At 39.4% G+C, this 22,031-nt stretch carries 26 protein-coding genes and 1 tRNA gene; 26 read left to right on the top strand and 1 reads right to left on the bottom strand.

What is annotated here, in order from left to right; translation table 11 throughout:
• Positions 1-29: 29 nt before the first annotated feature.
• From MKX72_RS25640 to MKX72_RS25540, 21 genes are all read left to right on the top strand, one after another.
• The gene (locus tag MKX72_RS25640) at positions 30-224 is read left to right on the top strand and encodes a PspC domain-containing protein (protein ID WP_013059728.1); all 195 of its coding nucleotides are present in this window, start codon (positions 30-32) and stop codon (positions 222-224) included.
• Between the two features lie 2 nt (positions 225-226).
• Positions 227-592 carry a phage holin family protein gene (locus MKX72_RS25635; protein ID WP_155008474.1) on the top strand — a complete coding sequence of 122 codons (366 nt, stop codon included), beginning with the start codon at positions 227-229 and terminating at the stop codon, positions 590-592.
• Between the two features lie 190 nt (positions 593-782).
• Positions 783-1,718, top strand: coding sequence for an HPr(Ser) kinase/phosphatase (hprK, locus tag MKX72_RS25630; RefSeq protein WP_013059726.1), 936 nt, complete (start codon positions 783-785; stop codon positions 1,716-1,718).
• Positions 1,719-1,734: 16 nt separating this feature from the next.
• On the top strand, positions 1,735-2,568 hold the full coding sequence (lgt, locus tag MKX72_RS25625) for a prolipoprotein diacylglyceryl transferase (protein ID WP_033580417.1): 834 nt from the start codon (positions 1,735-1,737) through the stop codon (positions 2,566-2,568).
• Between the two features lie 60 nt (positions 2,569-2,628).
• Positions 2,629-3,276, top strand: coding sequence for a pyrophosphatase PpaX (gene ppaX, locus MKX72_RS25620; protein ID WP_155008475.1), 648 nt, complete (start codon positions 2,629-2,631; stop codon positions 3,274-3,276).
• Positions 3,273-3,800 carry an acyltransferase gene (locus MKX72_RS25615; protein ID WP_155008476.1) on the top strand — a complete coding sequence of 176 codons (528 nt, stop codon included), beginning with the start codon at positions 3,273-3,275 and terminating at the stop codon, positions 3,798-3,800. Before ppaX ends, MKX72_RS25615 begins: the two co-directional genes overlap by 4 nt.
• A gap of 183 nt (positions 3,801-3,983) precedes the next feature.
• Positions 3,984-5,165, top strand: coding sequence for an ATP phosphoribosyltransferase regulatory subunit (locus tag MKX72_RS25610; RefSeq protein ID WP_028412043.1), 1,182 nt, complete (start codon positions 3,984-3,986; stop codon positions 5,163-5,165).
• Complete coding sequence (hisG, locus tag MKX72_RS25605; RefSeq protein WP_155008477.1) at positions 5,165-5,797, top strand: ATP phosphoribosyltransferase; 633 nt, start codon at positions 5,165-5,167, stop codon at positions 5,795-5,797. The genes MKX72_RS25610 and hisG overlap by 1 nt, the downstream gene beginning before the upstream one ends.
• A 15-nt stretch (positions 5,798-5,812) precedes the next feature.
• Positions 5,813-7,081: a histidinol dehydrogenase gene (hisD, locus tag MKX72_RS25600; protein ID WP_033580419.1), complete on the top strand. Its 1,269-nt coding sequence runs from the start codon at positions 5,813-5,815 to the stop codon at positions 7,079-7,081.
• 75 nt (positions 7,082-7,156) lie between these two features.
• Entirely contained in the window at positions 7,157-7,741 is a 585-nt protein-coding gene (gene hisB, locus MKX72_RS25595; RefSeq protein ID WP_013059719.1) for an imidazoleglycerol-phosphate dehydratase HisB, read from the top strand.
• Positions 7,742-8,389, top strand: coding sequence for an imidazole glycerol phosphate synthase subunit HisH (hisH, locus tag MKX72_RS25590; protein WP_034264272.1), 648 nt, complete (start codon positions 7,742-7,744; stop codon positions 8,387-8,389).
• Entirely contained in the window at positions 8,376-9,110 is a 735-nt protein-coding gene (gene hisA / locus MKX72_RS25585; RefSeq protein ID WP_025752584.1) for a 1-(5-phosphoribosyl)-5-[(5-phosphoribosylamino)methylideneamino]imidazole-4-carboxamide isomerase, read from the top strand. The genes hisH and hisA overlap by 14 nt, the downstream gene beginning before the upstream one ends.
• Positions 9,110-9,868, top strand: coding sequence for an imidazole glycerol phosphate synthase subunit HisF (gene hisF, locus MKX72_RS25580; protein WP_025752585.1), 759 nt, complete (start codon positions 9,110-9,112; stop codon positions 9,866-9,868). Before hisA ends, hisF begins: the two co-directional genes overlap by 1 nt.
• On the top strand, positions 9,865-10,488 hold the full coding sequence (hisIE, locus tag MKX72_RS25575) for a bifunctional phosphoribosyl-AMP cyclohydrolase/phosphoribosyl-ATP diphosphatase HisIE (protein ID WP_013059715.1): 624 nt from the start codon (positions 9,865-9,867) through the stop codon (positions 10,486-10,488). Before hisF ends, hisIE begins: the two co-directional genes overlap by 4 nt.
• Before the next feature lie 181 nt (positions 10,489-10,669).
• Positions 10,670-12,172, top strand: coding sequence for a tetratricopeptide repeat protein (locus MKX72_RS25570; protein ID WP_155008478.1), 1,503 nt, complete (start codon positions 10,670-10,672; stop codon positions 12,170-12,172).
• A 111-nt stretch (positions 12,173-12,283) separates the two neighbouring features.
• A complete protein-coding gene (trxB, locus tag MKX72_RS25565; protein ID WP_013059713.1) occupies positions 12,284-13,237 on the top strand; it encodes a thioredoxin-disulfide reductase in 954 nt (317 codons plus the stop codon).
• A 303-nt stretch (positions 13,238-13,540) separates the two neighbouring features.
• The gene (locus MKX72_RS25560; RefSeq protein ID WP_013059712.1) at positions 13,541-13,999 is read left to right on the top strand and encodes an 8-oxo-dGTP diphosphatase; all 459 of its coding nucleotides are present in this window, start codon (positions 13,541-13,543) and stop codon (positions 13,997-13,999) included.
• A 41-nt stretch (positions 14,000-14,040) separates the two neighbouring features.
• On the top strand, positions 14,041-14,934 hold the full coding sequence (rapZ, locus tag MKX72_RS25555) for an RNase adapter RapZ (RefSeq protein ID WP_013059711.1): 894 nt from the start codon (positions 14,041-14,043) through the stop codon (positions 14,932-14,934).
• A complete protein-coding gene (locus MKX72_RS25550; protein ID WP_028412048.1) occupies positions 14,931-15,917 on the top strand; it encodes a gluconeogenesis factor YvcK family protein in 987 nt (328 codons plus the stop codon). Before rapZ ends, MKX72_RS25550 begins: the two co-directional genes overlap by 4 nt.
• 33 nt (positions 15,918-15,950) lie before the next feature.
• Positions 15,951-16,895, top strand: a complete 945-nt coding sequence (gene whiA / locus MKX72_RS25545) for a DNA-binding protein WhiA (RefSeq protein WP_013085390.1) — start codon at positions 15,951-15,953, stop codon at positions 16,893-16,895.
• Between the two features lie 28 nt (positions 16,896-16,923).
• Positions 16,924-17,178, top strand: coding sequence for an HPr family phosphocarrier protein (locus MKX72_RS25540; RefSeq protein ID WP_013059708.1), 255 nt, complete (start codon positions 16,924-16,926; stop codon positions 17,176-17,178).
• A gap of 34 nt (positions 17,179-17,212) precedes the next feature.
• Here the strand turns inward: MKX72_RS25540 and clpP are convergent, their stop codons facing one another.
• On the bottom strand, positions 17,213-17,800 hold the full coding sequence (gene clpP / locus MKX72_RS25535; protein WP_013059707.1) for an ATP-dependent Clp endopeptidase proteolytic subunit ClpP: 588 nt from the start codon (positions 17,798-17,800) through the stop codon (positions 17,213-17,215).
• 220 nt (positions 17,801-18,020) lie between these two features.
• Between clpP and MKX72_RS25530 the strand changes: the two genes are divergently transcribed.
• The 5 genes from MKX72_RS25530 to MKX72_RS25510 all read left to right on the top strand — a co-directional run bounded on the left by MKX72_RS25530 (position 18,021) and on the right by MKX72_RS25510 (position 21,988).
• Positions 18,021-18,092, top strand: a tRNA-Arg gene (locus tag MKX72_RS25530).
• A gap of 201 nt (positions 18,093-18,293) precedes the next feature.
• Positions 18,294-18,968 carry a hypothetical protein gene (locus tag MKX72_RS25525; protein WP_155008479.1) on the top strand — a complete coding sequence of 225 codons (675 nt, stop codon included), beginning with the start codon at positions 18,294-18,296 and terminating at the stop codon, positions 18,966-18,968.
• A gap of 286 nt (positions 18,969-19,254) precedes the next feature.
• Positions 19,255-20,565 (top strand): RNA polymerase factor sigma-54, encoded by a 1,311-nt coding sequence (gene rpoN / locus MKX72_RS25520; protein WP_028412050.1) that lies wholly within the window; start codon positions 19,255-19,257, stop codon positions 20,563-20,565.
• A 12-nt stretch (positions 20,566-20,577) separates the two neighbouring features.
• The gene (locus MKX72_RS25515; RefSeq protein WP_033580423.1) at positions 20,578-20,826 is read left to right on the top strand and encodes a glutaredoxin family protein; all 249 of its coding nucleotides are present in this window, start codon (positions 20,578-20,580) and stop codon (positions 20,824-20,826) included.
• 133 nt (positions 20,827-20,959) lie between these two features.
• A complete protein-coding gene (locus MKX72_RS25510; RefSeq protein ID WP_014457838.1) occupies positions 20,960-21,988 on the top strand; it encodes a sugar-binding transcriptional regulator in 1,029 nt (342 codons plus the stop codon).
• Positions 21,989-22,031: the final 43 nt, after the last annotated feature.

Genomic DNA, 22,031 nt, shown 5'->3' with positions numbered 1-22,031 from the left:
TTAGTAAAAAAACAAAGGAGATGATTAACGTGCGAAAGTTGTATCGTTCGCGAACAAATCGCAAGCTTGCGGGTGTTATCGGCGGTATTTCTCAGTATATCGGAATAGATGCTTCACTACTCCGCGTATTGTTTATCATCAGTTTATTTTTTACAGTAGGTACTCCGGTCATTTTATATATGATTTTTGTGTTTTTAGTTCCAAATGAAGAAGGAGATTTCTAAAAATGTTATTGCGTGGAATCATTAGTATTTTAATCAATGCCCTCGTATTAATCGTAATCGCAGGTTATATTGACACCTTTCACTTGGAATCGGTCAGTGCAGCTATTATCGCGAGCTTAATTCTATCGATTTTGAATGTGTTTGTTAAGCCGATTTTAATTTTACTCACCCTGCCGGTGACGTTTCTTACGCTTGGCCTATTCTTATTCGTCATTAATGCCATTACGCTGATGATTACACAAAGTGTTATGGGAGATTCTTTTAATGTTGACGGGTTTGGTACAGCGCTTTTAGCCTCAGTAATCATGTCGCTTTTAAATGCGCTTATTCAACGAGTGATTGTTGAACCGCTTCAAAATAGAAGATAACTTTCTTGCAATATTTAATTTTCTAAAAAAGATGGTAAGGCGATGCAGCCTATGCCATCTTTTTTTCTTTTCTTTCCGTATTAATGATAAAATAAAGTGGCTAGTAGAACCAAACGCGACATAAAAGCGAGAGTTGGATATACTGTAGACATGAACAGGTATATGACTGTTTATAAAAGGAGGATGCACGGTGGTTAAAGTACGTACAAAAGACATCATTGAGAAATTTAAATTAGAGCTTATTAGCGGAGAAGAAGGAATCGACCGTCCTATTTCAACAAGTGATATTTCACGCCCGGGTATTGAAATGGCAGGTTATTTTACATATTACCCAGCAGAACGTATTCAGCTGTTAGGTAAAACAGAACTATCATTTTTTAAACAGTTAGATGATGAACAAAAAAAAGTTCGAATGGAAAAGATGTGTACAGATATCACGCCGGCTATCATTGTTTCGCGCGAAATGGATGTACCGAAAGAACTTATCGAAGCTTCAGAGCGTGAATCAGTTCCTGTGCTGCGTTCGAGCTTTAAAACAACGCGACTTTCCAGCCATTTAACGAATTTTCTTGAAAGCCGGCTAGCACCTACGACTGCCCTGCACGGCGTATTAGTTGATATATACGGAATTGGTGTATTAATCATGGGAAAAAGCGGCGTTGGTAAAAGTGAAACAGCTCTAGAGCTTGTTAAGAGGGGTCATCGTCTAGTAGCCGATGACTGTGTGGAAATCCGTCAAGAAGATCAAGACACCCTTGTAGGAAATGCGCCTGGTTTAATCGAGCATTTGCTTGAAATTCGAGGACTAGGGATCATCAATGTGATGACGCTATTCGGCGCAGGAGCTGTACGAAGCTATAAGCGAATTTCACTTGTTATTCAGTTAGAGACATGGGATCAGCAGAAACATTATGATCGCCTTGGTTTAGAAGAAGATAAAATGAAAATTATTGATACAGACGTTACAAAAATTACATTGCCAGTACGTCCGGGACGAAACTTAGCTGTTATCATTGAAGTGGCAGCAATGAACTTCCGCTTAAAGCGTATGGGTATTAACGCAGCAGAACAATTTTCTGCACGTCTAACAGATGTAATTGAAGAAGGAGACCGTGAAGATTTATAAGAAAGGGTGTTAACTTGTGGAAGCAACTATTCAGCCGTTAGATCGCGTTTTCCTTGAAATTGGCCCTCTAACGGTCTACTGGTATGGTGTCATTATCGGTGCAGGTGTTCTGTTGGGTCTTTATATTGCGACAAGAGAAAGCGTAAGAAGAGGCTTATCAAAAGATACATTTGTTGATCTTATTCTATTTGCTGTGCCAATAGCTATTATTTGTGCACGAATTTATTATGTATCCTTTGAATGGGGATACTATTCAAAGCATTTGAACGAAATACCTCAGATTTGGCAAGGCGGGATCGCCATTCATGGTGGCTTAATCGGAGGCGTATTAACTGCCATTGTGTATTCGAAAGTAAAAAAGATTTCATTTTGGAAGTTGGCTGATATTGCTGCGCCTAGTTTAATCCTTGGCCAAGCCATTGGGCGCTGGGGCAACTTTATGAATCAAGAGGCACATGGGGGGCCGGTTACCCGTGCTTTTTTAGAAGGGTTGCACCTTCCAAATTTTATTATTAACCAAATGTATATTAATGGTACATATTATCACCCTACGTTTTTATACGAATCATTATGGGATTTTGCCGGATTTATCCTGTTGATGGTACTTCGCCGCACCAGTCTGCGAAAAGGAGAAATTTTCTTATCTTATTTAATCTGGTACTCAGTTGGACGCTTCTTTGTAGAAGGGCTTCGCACGGATAGTTTAATGCTGACGCATACACTCAGAATCGCTCAAGTTGTTTCACTTGCACTGATTGTCATAGCCATTATTTTAATTATTATCCGCCGCGTGACGGGAATGAGTAAACAGAAATACTTAGAGAATGAAGAAACACAATCTAAGGCGTAAATGAAGAAAAGCTACAAGGTTTAGACAAACTTGATTTGACGCAAGGGAAGGAAATGAATAATGACGATTAATACGGTTTTGTTTGATTTAGACGGTACGTTAATTGATACAAATGAATTAATTATTGCTTCGTTTACTCATACGCTTAATCACTATTATCCTGAACAATACACTCGTGAAGATATTTTACAGTTCATGGGTCCGCCTTTATACGACACGTTTGTAGAAATGGATAAAACGAAAGTAAACGAAATGATTGAGATGTATCGCACGCATAATCTAGCCAATCATGATTTGCTTGTGAAAGAATTTGAAGGCGTACTTGAAACAGTTAAATGGCTGCACGAGCAGAATTATAAATTAGGTATTGTCACAACTAAGCAAAGAAATACGGTCATGATGGGGCTTAAGTTAACAAAGTTAGATCAGTTCTTTAATACGATTGTCGCAATTGAAGACGTAACAAATGCAAAGCCGCATCCTGAGCCGGTCGAAAAAGCGCTGAATCTGCTTGATGCTAAACCTGAAGAAGCGCTGATGGTAGGAGATAACCATCACGATATCGTTTCCGGCCAAAGAGCTTACATGAAAACAGCTGGAGTTGCTTGGAGTGCAAAAGGAAGAGATCATATCGCTTCTTATAACCCTGATATTATTTTAGAAAATATGACGGATTTAATTAATATATTAAAAGGAGAACGTCAGTGAGAAAAACAACGCGCTATCCGGTTAAAGGAGCTAACTCCCTTTGGCATGTCTATAAGACCGTGCCTTTTTGGAAAGTAGTGCGCAACTTCCTCATCATTCAATGCGCTCGTTATACGCCTGTTCTTTCGATGAAAAACTGGCTGTATAAAGCGTGCTTAGGGATGAAAGTAGGACCTCAAACATCCTTTGCCCTTATGGTGATGCTTGATATTATGTTTCCTGAAAAAATACAAGTAGGACGCAATACGGTCATTGGATACAATACCACTATTCTCGCTCATGAATATCTGATAACGGAATATCGTCTTGGAGATGTCATCATTGGGGATGAAGTGATGATTGGAGCAAATAGCACCATCCTTCCAGGTGTAACAATCGGCAACGAAGCGGTTGTAGCGGCTGGAACGGTGGTTCATAAAGATGTAGCACCCGGTTTCTTTGTTGGAGGTAACCCTATGCGTGTCATCTATACAAAAGAAGAAATGGAAAAGCGCAGGGAAGCAGAACCTAAAGCCACAACTTAGCAAGAACTAAGCTGTGGTTTTTTTTGTAAATTTGAACAGCTGGCGGTTGACGGCTGACTTTATCGGGTGTAAACTATCAATAACTTTAATTTGTTATTTCGCTAATACATTAGCGCGATAAAGTAAAATCAACCTATCAATGGTTCCTTAATAGATAAAATCAAGCTTAAAGGACGTGTCAGAATGTCAAAGTTATTTATGTTTGAAAAACCCCTTGGAATGAGAGATACCCTGCCAGCTCTTTTTGAAAGAAAAAAACAAGTTCGCAGTCAGCTGGCAGATGAAATCAGCAGCTGGGGCTATCAATATATGGCAACACCTACTGTGGAATACTACGAGACGGTAGGAAGCGCATCAGCTATTTTAGATCAACAATTGTTTAAACTTTTAGATAAAGAAGGGCATACGCTTGTGCTGCGACCGGATGTAACAACGCCATTTGCACGTGTGGCCGCTTCAAAACTTTTAAATAATTCTCCTTTGCGCTTAGCTTATGAAGCAAATGTATTCCGAGCTCAGCAGCGTGAGGGTGGCCGCCCGGCGGAGTTTGAGCAAATAGGCGTTGAGCTAATTGGAGATGCTACGATGAGCAGCGATGCTGAAGTCATTGCTCTCATGATCGGCGCATTAAAAAGAGCGGGACTTAAATCATTTAAAGTCGCAATTGGCCACATCGGGTTCGTTAATTCGCTTTTTTTAGAGATTGTCGGAAATGAAGAACGTGCTAACGTGCTTCGCCGCTTTTTATATGAGAAAAATTACGTGGGTTATCGTAATCATGTAAAAGATTTGAATCTATCTTCTATCGATAAACAGCGTCTCCTTCAGCTGCTTAACCTGCGTGGAGATGAAAAGAAGATTGAAGAAGCGGTTGAACTCGTTGAAAACGAAGCTGGGCAAAAAGCAGCCGGTGATTTGAAAAAGCTATGGAATATGCTTGATGCGTACGGTGTAACGGATGAAATTAAAATTGATTTTAACTTAGTCAGTCATATGAGCTATTACACAGGTATTTTATTTGAAGTTTTTGCTGAAAACGTTGGTTTCCATATCGGTAATGGAGGACGTTATGACCAGCTTCTTGAAAAATTCGCGTCTAAAACACCAGCTACAGGATTTGGAATTCAGCTCGACCGCTTAATTGAAGCGCTGGGCGAAGAAGTATATGAGCCTTCAGTAGTGTACGGCATATTATATAGTCAAGAGCGTTTAGATGAGGCATTAGCTTTAGCTGCTGAACAGCGCAAGCAAGGATACCGGGTAGTGACTCAGGAAATTGCGGGCGTTGATGATGTTGATGTATTTACTGCACAGTTTGAAGAAGTCACGTTTCTAATTGGAAAACGAGGCAAGGGGGGACAATAATGAGTGAACTATTAACAATTGCAATGCCAAAAGGACGTATTTTTGAAGAAGCAGCTGAACTTTTGCGTCAAGCAAACTTTCAATTGCCGCCAGAATTTGACGATTCGCGCAAGCTGATTGTAGACATTCCTGAAGAGAACATGCGCTTTATTTTAGCGAAACCAATGGACGTTACTACTTATGTAGAATACGGAGTAGCGGATCTTGGTATTGCAGGCAAAGACGTAATGTTAGAAGAAGAACGAGATGTCTATGAGCTGTTGGATTTAAATATTAGTAAATGTCATCTGGCCGTTGCCGGCTTGCCTAATGCTAAAAAATCAGAAATTGCTCAAAAAGTGGCAACCAAATATCCAAATGTAGCATCTACTTATTTCAGGGAGCAAGGAGAGCAAGTAGAGATTATTAAATTGAATGGTTCGATTGAATTAGCGCCTTTAATCGGCCTTGCTGATCGGATTGTTGATATTGTATCAACAGGACAAACACTAAAAGAGAACGGACTTGTTGAATTGGAGCACATTGAAGATATTACATCGCGTTTGATTGTGAACCCTGTAAGCTATCGTTTAAAAGACGAACGAATTGATGATTTAGTGAATCGTTTAGCCCAAGTGGTTCAACCTGTATAAAAGAGGTGACATACATTGAAAATTACACGTGTAACAGAACAAGTGAGCTTAAAGCGTACGATTGATCAAGGGACGAGTGCCCAAAGAGAAATTGTCGTAAATATTTTAAAACAAGTGCAAGAGCAAAAAGACGAAGCTTTAAAAAGATATACAGCCCAATTTGACGGCGTTGAGCTTTCTTCTTTGCTTGTGACAGAACAAGAAAAGAAGCGTGCTTATGAGCTGGTTGATGCAGATATGCTGTCAATCATTCGTGAAGCTGCTGACAACATTCGTGATTACCACGCAAGAATGGTCGAGCAGTCTTGGATGACAACAAAAGAAGACGGCACCATTTTAGGGCAGAAAGTAACGCCTTTAGATGCAGTAGGTGTTTATGTACCGGGAGGTCTTGCAGCGTATCCTTCTTCCGTTTTAATGAATGTCATTCCTGCTCAAGTGGCAGGTGTAAAACGTATCGTGATGGTTTCACCTCCAGGAAAAGACGGCGCGCTTCCTGCTGGAGTAGTTGTAGCAGCGAGTGAGCTTGGGGTAGAAGAGATTTATAAAGTAGGGGGAGCTCAGGCAGTAGGAGCACTTGCCTATGGAACAGAAACAATTCAACCCGTCGATAAAATTGTAGGGCCTGGTAATATCTTTGTTGCATTGGCGAAGAGAGAAGTATATGGCTTAGTAGACATTGACTCAATTGCTGGACCTAGTGAAATTGTCGTACTAGCAGACGATACGGCTAAGCCGAACGAAGTGGCCGCTGATTTATTGTCTCAAGCAGAACATGACAAATTAGCTTCAAGTATTTTAGTTACGCCTTCTATGAAGTTAGCCGAAGCTGTTAAAGAAGAAGTGGAAAGGCAAGTAGAATCTTTACCACGTAAAGAAATTGCCAAACCTTCTATTGATAACCATGGTGCTATTTATGTGACCGGGTCATTAGAAGAAGCGGTTGAAGCTGTGAATCAATTAGCCCCTGAGCATTTAGAAATTATGACTGAAAGTCCCCTTGAACTTTTAGGTTCCATTCGTCATGCCGGTGCTATTTTTCTAGGAAGATACAGTTCAGAACCTGTTGGCGATTATTTCGCAGGACCAAACCATGTTCTTCCAACCAATGGGACAGCAAAATTCTCAAGTCCTTTATCAGTTGATTCATTTGTGAAGAAGTCTAGTATTATTTCATACAGCCAACAAGCCCTGCAGAAAAATGTCTCAAAAATCGCAGCGTTTGCTCGTTTAGAAGGGCTAGAAGCTCATGCAAGGGCGGTTGAAGAACGCTTTAAAAAATAAGGCGGAGATTAAAAAAAAAGAGTAGAAATGTTCTTTTCTTTACTTATTACATGCACAGTTGAAAGGAGTTTCACAATGAGAGAGTCAAGTATTAAACGTACAACAAACGAAACGGATATTGCATTAGCGATTGGAATCGATGGAGAAGGAAAAGCGAACATTGATACAGGCGTTCCTTTTTTAAATCATATGCTCGATTTATTTACCAAACACGGACAGTTTAACCTTGATGTAAAAGCAGATGGAGACACGGAGATTGATGATCACCATACAACGGAAGATATCGGTATTTGCCTTGGTCAAACGTTCAAAGAAGCGCTCGGTGATAAAAAAGGAATTAAACGCTATGGAAATGCGTTTGTACCAATGGATGACGCGTTAGCCCAAGTCGTAGTAGATTTAAGCAATCGTCCTCATTTTGAATTTAAAGGTGACATTCCCGCTTCGCGCGTCGGTACATTTGATACAGAGCTTGTATATGAATTTTTATGGAAATTTGCATTAGAATCTCGCATGAATGTACATGTAATCGTACACTACGGTAAAAATACGCACCACATTATTGAAGCGGTATTTAAGGCATTAGCACGTGCTTTGGACGAAGCGACAACGATTGATCCGCGTGTCAAAGGTGTGCCTTCGACGAAAGGGATGTTGTAAATGATTGGCATTATTGACTATGGGATGGGAAACTTATACAGCGTAAGTAAAGCTCTTGAACGATTAAACTATGACTATATCATCTCCGCAGATCCTGCAGAACTAAGAAAGGCAAAAGGGCTGATTCTTCCTGGAGTTGGAGCATTCAAAGATGCGATGGAACAGCTGAATCAAACAAAGCTGACGGACTTTATTAAAGAAGAAGTAGAAAAAGGGATGCCTTTGCTTGGAATTTGTTTAGGTATGCAGCTTTTATTTGAAGAAAGCGATGAGAACGGTGTAACAAAAGGGCTGGAACTGTTAAAAGGGAGAGTCGAGCGTATTCCCGGCATTACTGCCGAAGGACAGACATATAAAGTTCCGCATATGGGCTGGAACTCTTTAGATTTTCATCAGCAGTCCGCTCTGCTTGATGGAATCAGTGCAGGTCACGTGTACTTTGTTCACTCTTATTACGTAAAAACAAATGACCAAGACGTGCTTTTAGCAACAAGTCCTTATGATGTTGAAGTTCCAGCAGTTGTTGGAAAAGAACACGTATTTGGCACTCAATTCCACCCTGAAAAAAGCAGTGCAATCGGAATGCAAATGCTTCAAAATTATGCAAACTTCGTAGAGAAAAGGAGCCCATCGTATGAGCAAATTTGAAATATATCCAGCCATTGATATGCGCGGAGGGAAGTGCGTCCGTTTGCTTCAAGGAGATTACACAAAAGAAACGGTGTACGGAGACTCTCCGGTAGATATGGCCACACAATTCGCAAGTGAAGGCGCTCAGTGGATTCACATGGTTGATTTAGACGGCGCAAAAGCGGCTAAGCGCGTGAATGATGAATTTGTGCTAGGCGTGAAAAAGAAATTAAATGTACGTGTGCAAATTGGAGGAGGCATTCGCTCAGAAGCTGACGTTGCTTACTATTTAGAAAACGGAATTGACCGCGTTATTTTAGGAAGTGCAGCTATTTCAAATCCTGAATTTGTGAAAAAAATGTTGAAGGAATATGGTGCGCGTATTGCTATTGGTATTGATGCACGTGATGGCTATGTTGCGACGGAAGGCTGGGTGGAAACATCTACAATCAAAGCGACAGAACTAGGAAAAGAATTGGCTAATGCTGGTGCGGAAACATTTATTTTCACGGATATTTCTACAGATGGTATGCTGTCTGGTCCTAATGTGGAAGGAATTGTTGAAATGGCTAAGGCTACTGGAAAAGGTGTGATTGCATCAGGGGGAGTTAGTAAGCTTGCTGATCTAGATGCACTAAAGAAATATGAAGCTGACGGCGTTATTGGTGCGATTGTAGGGAAAGCACTTTATACAAATAAGTTTACAGTAGCTGAAGCACTTCAAGAGGTGAAAGCGTAATGATTACAAAACGAATCATTCCTTGTTTAGATGTAAAGGACGGCCGTGTGGTAAAAGGAGTTCAGTTTGTGGAACTTCGAGATGCAGGAGATCCTGTAGAGTTGGCGAAATTTTATGATGAAGAAGGCGCAGACGAATTAGTCTTTTTAGATATTTCTGCTTCTCATGAAGGACGCAAAACAATGGTACATGTTGTAGAAGAAGTAGCATCTCAGCTAGCGATTCCTTTTACGGTGGGCGGAGGAATTAATGCATTAGAAGATATGAAGAGAATGCTTCGTGCTGGTGCAGACAAAGTGTCATTAAATACAGCGGCCGTACTCAATCCGGCACTGATTACAGAAGGGTCCGACTTTTTTGGAGCTCAGTGTATTGTGGTAGCAATCGATGCTAAGTACGATGAAAGCTTACAATCATGGCGAGTCTATACACACGGAGGCCGCAATGCAACGGACTGGGAAGTAATCGACTGGGCAAGAGAAGCAGTGAAGCGCGGTGCGGGTGAGATCTTGTTAACGAGCATGGATAAAGACGGCGAAAAGTCAGGGTTTGATTTAGCGTTAACCAAAGCGGTCAGCCAAGCGGTGAGCGTTCCTGTTATTGCTTCTGGCGGCGCAGGAAATGGTCAAGATTTTGTCGATGCGTTTGAAAAAGGAGAAGCTGACGCGGCTTTGGCGGCTTCGATCTTTCACTATAAAGAAACATCTGTAAAAGAAATTAAAAGCTATGCAAAACAACAAGGAGTGAGCATTCGATGACGATTGAAAACATTAAATTCAACAGTGATGGACTTGTGCCAGCTATTGTACAAGATGCTGTGAGCAAAGAAGTTTTAACATTGGCTTATATGAACGAAGAATCACTTCAAAAATCAATTGATACACGTGAAACATGGTTTTACAGCCGTTCTCGACAAGAGTTATGGCACAAGGGCGCAACCTCTGGGAACACACAAAAAATTGTGAGCATGGCATATGACTGTGATGCTGATTCTCTTGTTGTAAAAGTGGAGCCTCAAGGTCCTGCTTGTCATACGGGGGCTTACAGCTGTTTTAATGAAACAATTCTTGGCGAAAATAAACAAAATGATAATCGGTTTGCTATTATTAATGAGCTAGAAGAAGTGATTGCTAAGCGTGAAGCTGAAATGCCAGAAGGAGCTTATACGACGTACTTATTCGATAAAGGCGTAGATAAAATCCTCAAAAAAGTAGGAGAAGAAGCAGGTGAAGTGATTATTGCAGCAAAAAATCGTGACCATGATGAGCTGAAGTGGGAAGTTGCGGATTTACTGTACCACGTACTTGTTTTACTTCGTGAGCAAAAGCTGCCTTTGGACGATGTCCTATCAGTATTAAAGGAACGTCACTCTAGCTAATAGCTACATAGTGAAAGGAGAGAAGGAGTTGTCTCATTTTAGATAAAAGAGGCAAAACCTTCTCTTATTTGCGTCAAGAAACGACTGCTTGCAGGCTCCTTTTTTGAATAGAGGTATTAAACTTCTTGGCAAATGTGATATACTACGAACGTCGAAATTATCAACTTATTTGGAGGGCTTAATGGAAAAACACTCAAAAGTAATTCAAAAAATGGCACAAGTAATTCCATTTTCGCAAACGGGTGACTTCTATTTCGAAAAAGCGCTGCAGGCGTTTGAAGAAGAGGAGTCAGATAAAGCGCTCAAGTATTTAACGCGTGCAAACAAAGAAAATGCCCGTAATCCACAGCTTCTTACAAACGTTGGAGTAGCTTTAACGGAGCAGGGAGATTATCAAGATGCCAACGAGCTTTTTCTCCATGTGATTCATCATATGGACGATACATTAGGAAGCTGTTACTACTATATAGCCAACAGCTATGCGCATCTTGGACTGTTTGAAGAATCAAAAAAATACGCGATGTATTACATTGAGCATTTTCCAAATGGTGACCTCTTTCGATCGGCTACAGATCTGTTAGATTTACTATCAATTGATGTGGATGAAGAAGATGAAGAGCCTAAAAATCAGCTAGGCGACATGCTGATTATAAAACAAGAACAAGCAAAACGACTGCTTGAAGCAACGAATTTTGAAGAAGCAGTGGATTTGTTAACTGAAATAATTGATGAGTATCCAGAATTCTGGTCTGCATATAATAATTTAGCGTTAGCTTATTTTTATTTAAATAAAATTGATGAGGCAATGGATTTGCTGAATGAAGTATTGGAGAAAAACCCTGGAAATCTTCATGCGTTATGCAATCAGCTGATTTTCTATTATTATTGCCATAAGCATAAAGAAGTTGAGGAGCTTACAGACGGGCTTAGCCGCGTTTATCCGATGTCATTTGAACACCGCTATAAGCTTGGAGCAACATTTGCGTTGATTGGTCAATACAAACTATCATACAGATGGTTAAAAAAGCTTTATACACAAGGTTTTCAAGGAGACAACTCATTTCATTATTGGCTTTCATACGCCTCTTACTATACTGGACATGAAGCCTTCGCTAAAGAAATGTGGAAGCTGGCATTGGAAGACGTTCCTGATAAAGAAGGAGAGGAGCCTTGGCGCATCAGTCAAAAAGCTGCGAAGGTTTTTCAATCGAAAGTGGATGTTACAGCGAAAAAGAAGTGTGCAACAAACAATGTTCACGATCAGCTTTACAGCTTGTATATGGCAAAAAAGCTTCCTGAACAGCAGCGTCTGCTTCTTTTAGAAGAAATCAAATCGTCCATACATATGAGTACACTTTTGGATGAAGTATATACGTATGTATGGCAGGATAAACAACATGTGATTTTTGAGGTGGCAGATGTTATTGAACTGGAGATGGAATCGCAGACTGAAAGTGATACCCAGGATCTTTTAAGCTTTTGGTTTTATGTATATGTACAGGTATATAAACAATCCTATTATTTTCAGCATGTGAACGTAAATGCATGGGCTGCAGCCGTCACATATATATGGGCGAAAGAACAAAACCAGTCTATTACTCAAGCCGATGCGGCAAAACAATATTCCATTTCGGCTGCAACAGTTAGAAAGTACAGTAAAATTGTGAATACGTTATTAAATTGAGCAAAAAAATAGACGATAATAGGAAGAACATATTAGGATAGTGGTAACGAAATAATTATCCATAAATTTGGAATCAACTACGAAGGAATTTCCTAAAAGGAGTGTAAAGAAATGACAGAAGAAAAAATTTATGATGTCATTATTATTGGGGCAGGTCCAGCAGGTATGACTGCTGCTGTATATACATCTCGTGCAGATTTATCAACACTAATGATTGAACGCGGAATTCCAGGCGGTCAAATGGCTAATACGGAAGATGTAGAAAACTATCCAGGTTATGATCATATCCTTGGTCCTGACCTTTCTAACAAAATGTTTGAGCATGCAAAAAAATTCGGTGCGGAATATGCGTACGGTGATATTAAAGAAATCATCGACGGAGAAGAATACAAGACAGTTCGTGCAGGCAGCAAAGAATATAAAACACGTTCAGTAATCGTTGCTACTGGTGCTGAATATAAAAAATTAGGTGCGCCAGGAGAAAAAGAACTAGGCGGCCGCGGCGTATCTTATTGTGCTGTATGTGACGGTGCATTCTTTAAAGGTAAAGAGCTAGTCGTTGTAGGCGGTGGAGACTCTGCGGTTGAGGAAGGCGTATATTTAACACGCTTCGCAACAAAAGTAACAATTATTCACCGACGCGATGAGCTTCGCGCGCAGAAAATCCTACAGCAGCGTGCATTTGACAACGAAAAAGTTGATTTTATCTGGAATACAACAGTCAAAGAAGTAAATGAAAAAGACGGTAAAGTAGGCAGCGTAACGTTAGTAGACACAAAAACAGGTGAAGAGCGCGAGTTTGGTGCGGACGGCGTATTCATTTATGTTGGAATGGTTCCACTAACAAAACCATTCGAAAGCCTAAACATCACGAATAAAGAAGGATATATTGAAACGAACGAGCAAATGGAAACAAAAGTACCAGGTGTGTTCGCAGCTGGAGACGTTCGTGAAAAGGCTCTTCGTCAAATTGTAACAGCTACAGGTGATGGCAGCATTGCTGCTCAAGCGGCTCAGCACTATGTAGAAGAGTTAAAAGAAAAGTTAAAAGCTATTCAGCAATAAGGCTGAAATCAATCGTTTACAAAACGTAATTCGGTTTTAACTGTTCTGTAACACCTGTGAAACATTGATGGGGTACTATATAGATAGTAATTGACCCCCTTTTATAAAATATATGTATGTCGGGCATAGGACGTGTTCCTATGCCTCTTTTTTTTGACTATAACAGATTGAATTTACGTATATAACAGCAAGCGTTTATTTTCAGAAAATTTAGTAATAGTTAGTTCATCTCCGTTGTGAGAGAAGTTTGTTTCGTAGTATAATAAAAGAAAATGTCAGTATACATATGATGAGGTGGAAAACATGCAAAGGGTCACAAATTGTGTATTAATGAAAGACGATAAAGTATTGTTGCTTCAAAAGCCACGAAGAAACTGGTGGGTGGCCCCGGGTGGGAAAATGGAGCAAGGAGAATCTGTAAAAGACTCTGTTGTAAGAGAATTTCGTGAAGAAACAGGAATTTATTTGAAAAATCCCACTGTAAAAGGTATTTTTACATTTACGATGAAAGAAAACGATCAAATTTCATCTGAGTGGATGATGTTTACTTTTTTTGCTACAGATTTTGATGGGACAAATGTGCTAGAATCAGAAGAAGGCAAACTCGGTTGGCATAATTTGAGTGAAGTAAGTGAATTGCCGATGGCCCCGGGAGATCATCACATTATCGATTATGTAGCAAAAGGGTCGGGTGTTATTTATGGCAACTTTACGTATACAACGGATTTCGAGTTATTATCTTATCGAATTGATCCTTGTTAATGATAAATAGACATGTATGCATAGATTGAGGGGGATGAAAAATGAGTACTGGGTCTGTAAGCGATATTCAATTAGTGATTATTACTGGAATGTCAGGTGCAGGAAAAACAGTAGCAATTCAGAGTTTTGAAGATTTAGGGTTCTTTTGTGTAGATAATTTACCCCCTACATTGCTACCGAAATTTTTGGAACTCATGAAAGAGTCAGGGAATAAAATGAATAAAGTTGCTCTTGTTATGGATTTGCGAGGCAGAGAGTTTTTTGAAAGCCTATTTGAAGCATTAGATAACATGAGTGAAACAACGTGGGTCACGCCACAAATTTTATTTTTAGATGCAAAAGATTCTGTACTGGTGACGCGCTACAAAGAAACGAGACGTTCACATCCGCTAGCTCCTTCGGGTTTACCGTTAGAAGGAATTGGTATGGAACGGGAGCTGCTTGAGGAGTTAAAAGGAAGAGCTCAGCTTATTTATGAGACATCAGAGTTAAAGCCAAGAGAGCTTAGAGAAAAGATTTTAACTCAGTTTTCTTCGCACGCTTCACAAGTTTTTACTGTTAATGTGATGTCATTTGGTTTTAAATACGGGGTGCCTATTGACGCTGATTTAGTCTTTGATGTGCGCTTTTTGCCAAACCCTCACTATATTGACCATATGCGTCCTAAAACAGGGCTTGAAGAAGAGGTTTCTTCTTACGTATTAAAATGGACGGAAACTCAAAAGTTCATTGAAAAAGTAGTAGACCTACTTTCGTTTATGCTTCCGCAGTACAAGCGAGAAGGTAAAAGCCAGCTGGTCATCGCTATAGGGTGTACAGGGGGACAGCATCGCTCCGTCACATTAGCTGAATATTTAGGTCACCATTTCCAGAATGAATACAAAACTCATATTTCTCATCGTGACATTGAGAGGAGAAAGGAAAATCATAGATGAGCAGTGAACAGCTTCCAAAAGTTGTCGTCATTGGGGGAGGAACGGGTTTACCAGTGCTGTTAAGAGGGTTGAAGGAATACCCTCTTGATCTTACAGCCATCGTAACCGTAGCAGACGACGGGGGAAGTTCTGGCCGATTGCGCGATGAACTTGAAATCCCTGCTCCTGGTGATATTCGAAATGTGCTAGCTGCTTTATCTGATGTAGAGCCACTAGTTGAAGAGCTTTTTCAACATCGATTTGATACAGGAAATGAGCTTACAGGCCATTCTCTTGGCAATTTGTTGCTTGCAGCTATGACGTCTATTACTGGCGATTTTGTGCATGCTATACGAGAAATGAGCAAAGTACTAAACGTCAGAGGGAAAGTGCTTCCGGCAGCTAATCAAAGTGTTGTGCTGCATGCGGAGATGCAAGATGGATCCATCGTAACAGGTGAATCTAAAATTCCAGAAGTTAATAAAAAAATTAATAAAGTGTTTTTATCGCCTGCCGATGTGAAACCGCTTGTCGAGACAATAAAAGCTATTCGACGCGCTGATTTAATTGTATTGGGGCCGGGAAGTCTTTATACAAGTATTTTGCCGAATTTACTGGTGCAAGATATTTGTAATGAGCTTTGTTCGACAAAAGCAAAGAAAGTGTACGTGTGCAACGTGATGACGCAGCCGGGTGAGACATTGGGTTTTAAGGCAAGTGATCATATTAAAGCGCTTTACAACCATATGCCGTGTGCGTTTTTAGATGCGATTATTGTCAATAATGCACCTATTCCGGCACCTTTAAAAAAGAAATATCAAGTAGAGCAGGCTCAGCCTGTAGAATATGACCGTGAAGTATTGCTAAAATTAGGGTTAGAAGTGATTGAAGATCAAATTATTCAGTATGACGGCAGCGTAATTAGGCATGATACAAAAAAAGTAGCAAAGCTTGTGTATTCTATGCTGACATCGCTGCAAGGTAAAGCGAATACTGGTGTTTAACACTATTTCCGTATGTAGATTGGAGGTGAAGTTATGTCATTTGCATCAGAAACAAAAAAAGAGTTAACGAATTTAGAAGTCAAGGATTGCTGTGCAAAAGCAGAGCTCTCTGCATTAATTCGAATGAATGGTTCACTTTCTTTTTCGAATAAAAAATTCACAGTTGATGTCCAAACTGAAAATGCAGCGATTGCTCGACGCATTTATGTCCTGCTTAAGAAAAATTATGATGTGTCAGTAGAACTGCTTGTACGTAAGAAAATGCGGCTGAAGAAAAACAATGTGTATATTGTTCGATTAGTAGAGAAAACAAGAATGCTTTTGGAAGACTTAAAAATTGTAGAAGAAGGATTCACGTTTACACATCGTATTTCACCAGAGCTAGTACAAAAGAAATGCTGTAAGCGATCCTACTTAAGAGGCGCATTTTTAGCCGGCGGCTCTATTAATAACCCGGAGACATCATCGTACCATCTTGAAATCTTTTCATTGTATGAAGAGCACAACGAAGCTTTATGCAATTTAATGAACGAATTTCAATTGAATAGTAAAACATTAGAACGAAAAAAAGGCTATATTAACTATTTGAAAGAAGCTGAAAAAATTACGGAGTTTCTAAATATCATTGGAGCCCATAACGCTCTTTTACGGTTTGAGGATGTAAGAATTGTCCGAGATATGCGAAATTCCGTTAATCGCTTAGTTAATTGTGAAACAGCTAACTTAAACAAAACAATCGGAGCGGCCATTCGTCAAGTGGAAAACATTCGTTATATTGATGAAACAGCTGGATTAGATATCTTACCAGAAAAGCTGAGAGAAATTGCTCGTTTGCGTGTGGAATATCAAGACGTTACGTTAAAGGAGCTTGGTGAGATGGTATCTGGAGGTCAAATTAGCAAATCAGGCATTAACCATCGATTGCGTAAAATTGACCAAATAGCAGACAAGCTTCGCGCCGGTCAGCCAGTCACATAAGGGGAATTGCAAGGGGGAGGATTTTATCATGGAAAAACAAGTAGAAGTAAAATTAAAAACGGGATTACAAGCTCGTGTTGCGGCACTATTCGTGCAAGAAGCAACTCGTTTTACATCTGATGTGTACTTGAAGAAAGATGAGAAAGTAGTCAACGCTAAAAGTATCATGGGGTTAATGAGCTTAGCGATTAATAACGGTTCTCTTATTACGCTCATTGTTGAAGGGGTAGATGAAAAAGAAGCAATGGATGCGTTAGTCGCTTACGTAGAGAACGATGCATAAAAAAGCCTTTCCCAAAGTGGGAAAGGCTTTTTTCTTATTTAGGGTCGTTTTCTAATACTTTGTCAATTAGACCGTATTCTAAAGCGCGTTCAGCAGTCATGAAATTATCACGATCTGTATCACGTTGTAGCACTTCTAACGGTTGACCTGTACGCTCAGCTAAAATTGAATTTAGTTTTTCACGTAAGAATAGAATACGTTTTGCCGCAATTTCGATTTCAGTAGCTTGTCCTTGAGCACCACCAAGAGGTTGATGAATCATTACTTCGCTGTTTGGAAGAGCAAAACGTTTGCCCTTTTCACCAGCAGCCAGTAAGAAAGCACCCATTGATGCAGCCATACCGATACAAATTGTAGAAACTTTTGGCTTAATGAATTGCATCGTATCATAGATAGCCATTCCAGCTGTAATAGAGCCACCTGGGCTGTTGATATAAAGTGAGATATCTTTTTCTGGGTCTTCAGCAGCTAAGAATAGAAGCTGAGAAACGATCGAGTTAGCTACATTATCATCAATAGCACTACCTAAAATAATAATGCGGTCTTTTAATAAACGTGAATAAATGTCATAAGCACGTTCACCACGGTTTGTTTGTTCAATAACTGTAGGAATTAAGTTCATATTAAATTCCTCCTTAACAAGAATAATTTGTTATGTACCTATAATACACGTATGGTCAATAAAGGTCAAACAAAAGAACCTCTACTACACATATTCGCTTAAAAGACTATGTATTCCTCTTTGACATTATTAAAATTTTTCCCCCTTCTAAAAAAAATAAACGTAGTATTCTATTGAAAAGAGAAGTTTTCTCTCCTATAATGGAAGTTGTGACAAATATGCCCTCGTAGTGTAGTGGATAGCACAAGAGATTCCGGTTCTCTTAGGGTGGGTTCGAATCCTGTCGAGGGCGTCTTAAAACGTTGCGGATTACGCAACGTTTTTTATTTTGAGTAAAAAGGCTCATCTTCTCAAAAAATAATATTTATTTTCCTTCTATAACCCTTTATACGCGTAAGGAAGCAAGAAATTAATTCCATTGTACCGGTTGCGGAATTTGTCAGAATACTATAAAACAGTATATAAGGAAAAGAAACACGGAGGAGGAATAAATATGAAATACATGAACAAACTTTTCATTGTCAGTGCATCGGTAGCCCTATTACTATCTGCATGCGGGACGAACGAAGATTCTGCTCAGCCGAAGTCTAATAATCAAGCAGAAAATGTTCAGCAGGATACAGCTTCTAAATCTGATCAAACATCAGGCGCTGCAAAAGAAGAGTCGAAAAAAGATGCGGATTCTGCTGAGGTCTCAGCCGAACCTTCAGGAAGTCAATCATCGACTAGCGAAACGGCGGAAGGTGGACAGTCAAGGTCTTCTTCAGAAACAAAACTAACAAAAAGCCCAGAACAAGATTATTCTATTCAAGTAATGGACGGCTATAAACTAACGGGTGAAGAACCTGGAAAAGATGCGTTAGTGTTAACTTCAGATGATTCTCAATTTATGCGTATTGAAATGCTTTCATCAGAAGCATCGCTGGATGACGCTGCTCAATCTGTTAAACAAACGGCAACAGCAGTTAATAAAAATGCAGCAGAGAAAAAGAATCTTGAAGAGAATGGAATCTTCAAAGATTCTGTTTGGTATGAAGCCACATCTGGCGATCATACGGTAAACGCCGTGTTGGTTAAAGGAAAGAAACCAATGAAGCTAACCATTTTTACGAAAAATGACGCAGAAAACTTAGACAAGTTTATGCAAATGGCACAAACTATTCAATAAGCAATTCTTCTATATATTATACAAATGCAGAAAATTCGACATGACGAAGAAAACGTCATGTCGAATTAGTACTCGGATCATGTAGTAGGCGCGAATTATAATGAAAAGTTATAAAGGTGTATAGCTCTATTACTTTTTTGATGGTTAGTAACTAAAAATAGGATGAAATGCTTCGTTAACAAAGGTTGACGGAGATTTTTTGATGAAAAAATTACATATAAAAAATAGTTACATGCTCTTTGAAAGCGTTTTTATAGTAAAATAGATGAAGGGGAGGGGAGAAATAATGGAGATTGGATTATTTCAGCAGCAGTCGTTAAAACTGACGATGTCAAAAGAATTATCACAAGCTATTTCTCTTTTACAATATTCATCGATGGATATTGTAGCGTTTTTACATGAGCAGGCGCTTCAAAATCCGCTTATAGATTTTTCAGAGCTGCCCGTCAATACATCTCACAATCAAAAAAATCATGCAACTTCTGATTCAACAGATTATATGAGCAGTATACCAGCTCCTAAAGAAACGCTGTACGAACATTTAATGAATCAATCCGCATTATTAAAATTAGATGAATGTGAGCAGGCAGCCGTTGAGTTTGTTATTCATAGTCTGGATGATGCTGGCTATTTGCACGATGAGTTAATCATACTTGCTAACCAGCTTGGCCAAGATCAAGAGCAGGTTGAAAAGGCTCTTCAACTTGTGCAGCAGATGGACCCGGCAGGAGTAGGGGCGAGAAGTTTACAGGAGTGCTTAATGCTCCAATTAAAAAGAAGTAATCAATGGACAGAAAAAATAGAGCAAATTTTGACACATCACTTTGAGGAATTTGCTTATAAAAAATGGATGAAAATCTCAAAGTTATGTCAAATCTCACTTGAAGCTCTTCAACAATTACATGAACAGATTAAGAAATTAAATCCTCGTCCTGGATCATTTTATATGAAGTCCAATGAACGATTCATTGTACCGGATTTTATTGTGAAAATTGAAGATGGAAATGTCGTTGCTTATGCAAATGAGGATTTGGAACCTCGTCTTTCAGTGAACGAACAATACAAACTTCAGCTGAAAAATAAGCAGAACCAAGAAATGTTTTCTTATTTGCAAGAGAAATATCGTGAATTTCAATGGATTATGAAAAGTTTACACACACGCAAAGACACATTAAACGCATTAATGAATACTTTACTCGTTGAACAAGAAGCGTTTTTTAAAAAGGGCCCTTCGTATTTGAAGCCGTTAACGATGAAGGAAGTAGCGGAACAAACCTCTGTGCATGAATCAACGATTAGCCGTGCTACTCGGCACAAATATATTCAAACGCCTTTTGGCACCTTTTCAATGAAATCTTTTTTCTCAACTAGTATTCAACTGGGCAACAACGAAGCGACTTCTACAACTCACGTAAAAGAACTGCTTAAAAAGCTAGTATCAGAAGAAAACAAACAGCGTCCGCTTTCAGATCAGCAGTTGGCTAACGTCTTGCAAAGCAATTATAACGTTACTATTTCAAGAAGAACGGTAGCCAAATATCGAGACCAATTAAACGTTCTACCATCCAGTCAACGAAAACTTTTTGTCACGCAGTAAAGGAGTGGGAATGTGGAAGTCGTACTATATACCAAAAATGGCTGTCATTTATGCGATGATGCAAAGAAGCTGCTTGCAGAGATGCAGTCTGAGTTTCCCTTTCAGCTTATGGAACGAGATATTTACAAAAACGATGAGTGGCTGGAAAAGTATCACCTTGCGATTCCTGTAGTAGAAATGGATGGAGAAGAAGTGGAATATGGAAAAATAACAGGTATTCCATTAAGAAAACGCTTACTTTTAAAAATAGGCAACACATGAGTTGAATAAAGGATTCACTCCTGTTAGAATAGATTTTGTAGCAGGGTGAATTTTTTTTGCGCAAGGTGGGACATAATATGTCTATATGGGACAAAATATGTCCAGCAAGTTTATGCCTTAAGGGGATTTTAACATGCGTTCTTTAATAGAAGTACAACGAAAATTATTACCTGAACTTCTCTCAGTTATGCAAAAGCGCTATCAAATCTTGCAATACATACGTTTAATGCAGCCGATTGGCCGCAGAAACTTAGCTGTAAGCCTTGGGCTAACAGAGCGTGTGTTACGAAGCGAAGTAACATTCTTAAAAGAACAAGATTTGATTGACATTTACCCTAGTGGGATGACGCTTACAAACGAGGGAGAACTACTTCTAGCTGAGTTAGAAGAAGTAATGAAGGAAGTTTCAGGACTTCGATTATTGGAAACAACATTAAAAGAGGCGTTTTCTTTATCAGAAGTTGTTGTTGTATCTGGAGATAGTGATCAGTCTCCTTGGGTCAAAAATGAAATGGGTCGAGCATCTGTTTCGTGTATCAAGGAGCGCCTTGTTGGTGAAAAAAATACCGTTGCTGTTACAGGTGGTACAACGCTTGCCGCCGTTGCCGAAATGATGACACCTGATTCAAAACACCCTGATGTACTTTTTGTACCTGCTCGCGGAGGGCTAGGTGAAAATGTACAAAACCAAGCAAACACGATTTGTGCTAAGATGGCTGAAAAGTCCATGAGTCACTATCGCTTGCTTCATGTTCCAGATCAGCTTAGTGATGAAGCATACCGATCCATTATCGGTGAGCCATCTATTAAAGACATGCTTCATTTAATCAAGTCCGCTGGTATGGTTGTTCACGGAATAGGAGACGCTATGACAATGGCAGAACGCCGTAAAACACCACAAGCTGACTTAGAAAAAGTGAAAAATGGACATGCTGTAGGTGAGGCATTTGGATACTATTTTAATCATCAAGGCGAGGTTGTTCATAAAGTTAAAACAGTTGGCATACAACTCGATGATTTAAAGAACAATAAATGTGTTATTGCTGTTGCAGGAGGTTCATCAAAAGCAAAGGCAATTAAAGCGTTTATGCAACAAGCGCATGATTCGATTCTCATTACAGATGAAGGCGCCGCAAAAGAGTTAGTAAGGGATTTTAATTAATCCCTCATATAAAAAAATACTTTTTACATTCAAGGAGGAAATA

It is taken from the genome of Priestia sp. FSL R5-0597 (assembly GCF_038006305.1).
Taxonomy (GTDB): domain Bacteria; phylum Bacillota; class Bacilli; order Bacillales; family Bacillaceae_H; genus Priestia; species Priestia zanthoxyli.
Note: the sequence above shows the minus strand (reverse complement) of the source record. Positions and strands in the feature narration are given on the sequence as shown.

What these genes read in the sequence shown, in the direction of transcription:
- MKX72_RS25540 (WP_013059708.1), top strand. Translation starts at nt 16,924, where the DNA reads ATGGAAAAACAAGTAGAAGTAAAATTAAAAACGGGATTACAAGCTCGT.
- MKX72_RS25525 (WP_155008479.1), top strand. Translation starts at nt 18,294, where the DNA reads ATGAAATACATGAACAAACTTTTCATTGTCAGTGCATCGGTAGCCCTA.
- hisIE (WP_013059715.1), top strand. Translation starts at nt 9,865, where the DNA reads ATGACGATTGAAAACATTAAATTCAACAGTGATGGACTTGTGCCAGCT.
- ppaX (WP_155008475.1), top strand. Translation starts at nt 2,629, where the DNA reads ATGACGATTAATACGGTTTTGTTTGATTTAGACGGTACGTTAATTGAT.
- MKX72_RS25570 (WP_155008478.1), top strand. Translation starts at nt 10,670, where the DNA reads ATGGAAAAACACTCAAAAGTAATTCAAAAAATGGCACAAGTAATTCCA.
- hisA (WP_025752584.1), top strand. Translation starts at nt 8,376, where the DNA reads ATGAGCAAATTTGAAATATATCCAGCCATTGATATGCGCGGAGGGAAG.
- hisF (WP_025752585.1), top strand. Translation starts at nt 9,110, where the DNA reads ATGATTACAAAACGAATCATTCCTTGTTTAGATGTAAAGGACGGCCGT.
- MKX72_RS25510 (WP_014457838.1), top strand. Translation starts at nt 20,960, where the DNA reads ATGCGTTCTTTAATAGAAGTACAACGAAAATTATTACCTGAACTTCTC.
- MKX72_RS25635 (WP_155008474.1), top strand. Translation starts at nt 227, where the DNA reads ATGTTATTGCGTGGAATCATTAGTATTTTAATCAATGCCCTCGTATTA.
- hisB (WP_013059719.1), top strand. Translation starts at nt 7,157, where the DNA reads ATGAGAGAGTCAAGTATTAAACGTACAACAAACGAAACGGATATTGCA.
- clpP (WP_013059707.1), bottom strand. Translation starts at nt 17,800, where the DNA reads ATGAACTTAATTCCTACAGTTATTGAACAAACAAACCGTGGTGAACGT.
- rapZ (WP_013059711.1), top strand. Translation starts at nt 14,041, where the DNA reads ATGAGTACTGGGTCTGTAAGCGATATTCAATTAGTGATTATTACTGGA.
- MKX72_RS25560 (WP_013059712.1), top strand. Translation starts at nt 13,541, where the DNA reads ATGCAAAGGGTCACAAATTGTGTATTAATGAAAGACGATAAAGTATTG.
- MKX72_RS25550 (WP_028412048.1), top strand. Translation starts at nt 14,931, where the DNA reads ATGAGCAGTGAACAGCTTCCAAAAGTTGTCGTCATTGGGGGAGGAACG.
- MKX72_RS25610 (WP_028412043.1), top strand. Translation starts at nt 3,984, where the DNA reads ATGTCAAAGTTATTTATGTTTGAAAAACCCCTTGGAATGAGAGATACC.
- hisG (WP_155008477.1), top strand. Translation starts at nt 5,165, where the DNA reads ATGAGTGAACTATTAACAATTGCAATGCCAAAAGGACGTATTTTTGAA.
- rpoN (WP_028412050.1), top strand. Translation starts at nt 19,255, where the DNA reads ATGGAGATTGGATTATTTCAGCAGCAGTCGTTAAAACTGACGATGTCA.
- trxB (WP_013059713.1), top strand. Translation starts at nt 12,284, where the DNA reads ATGACAGAAGAAAAAATTTATGATGTCATTATTATTGGGGCAGGTCCA.
- whiA (WP_013085390.1), top strand. Translation starts at nt 15,951, where the DNA reads ATGTCATTTGCATCAGAAACAAAAAAAGAGTTAACGAATTTAGAAGTC.
- hisH (WP_034264272.1), top strand. Translation starts at nt 7,742, where the DNA reads ATGATTGGCATTATTGACTATGGGATGGGAAACTTATACAGCGTAAGT.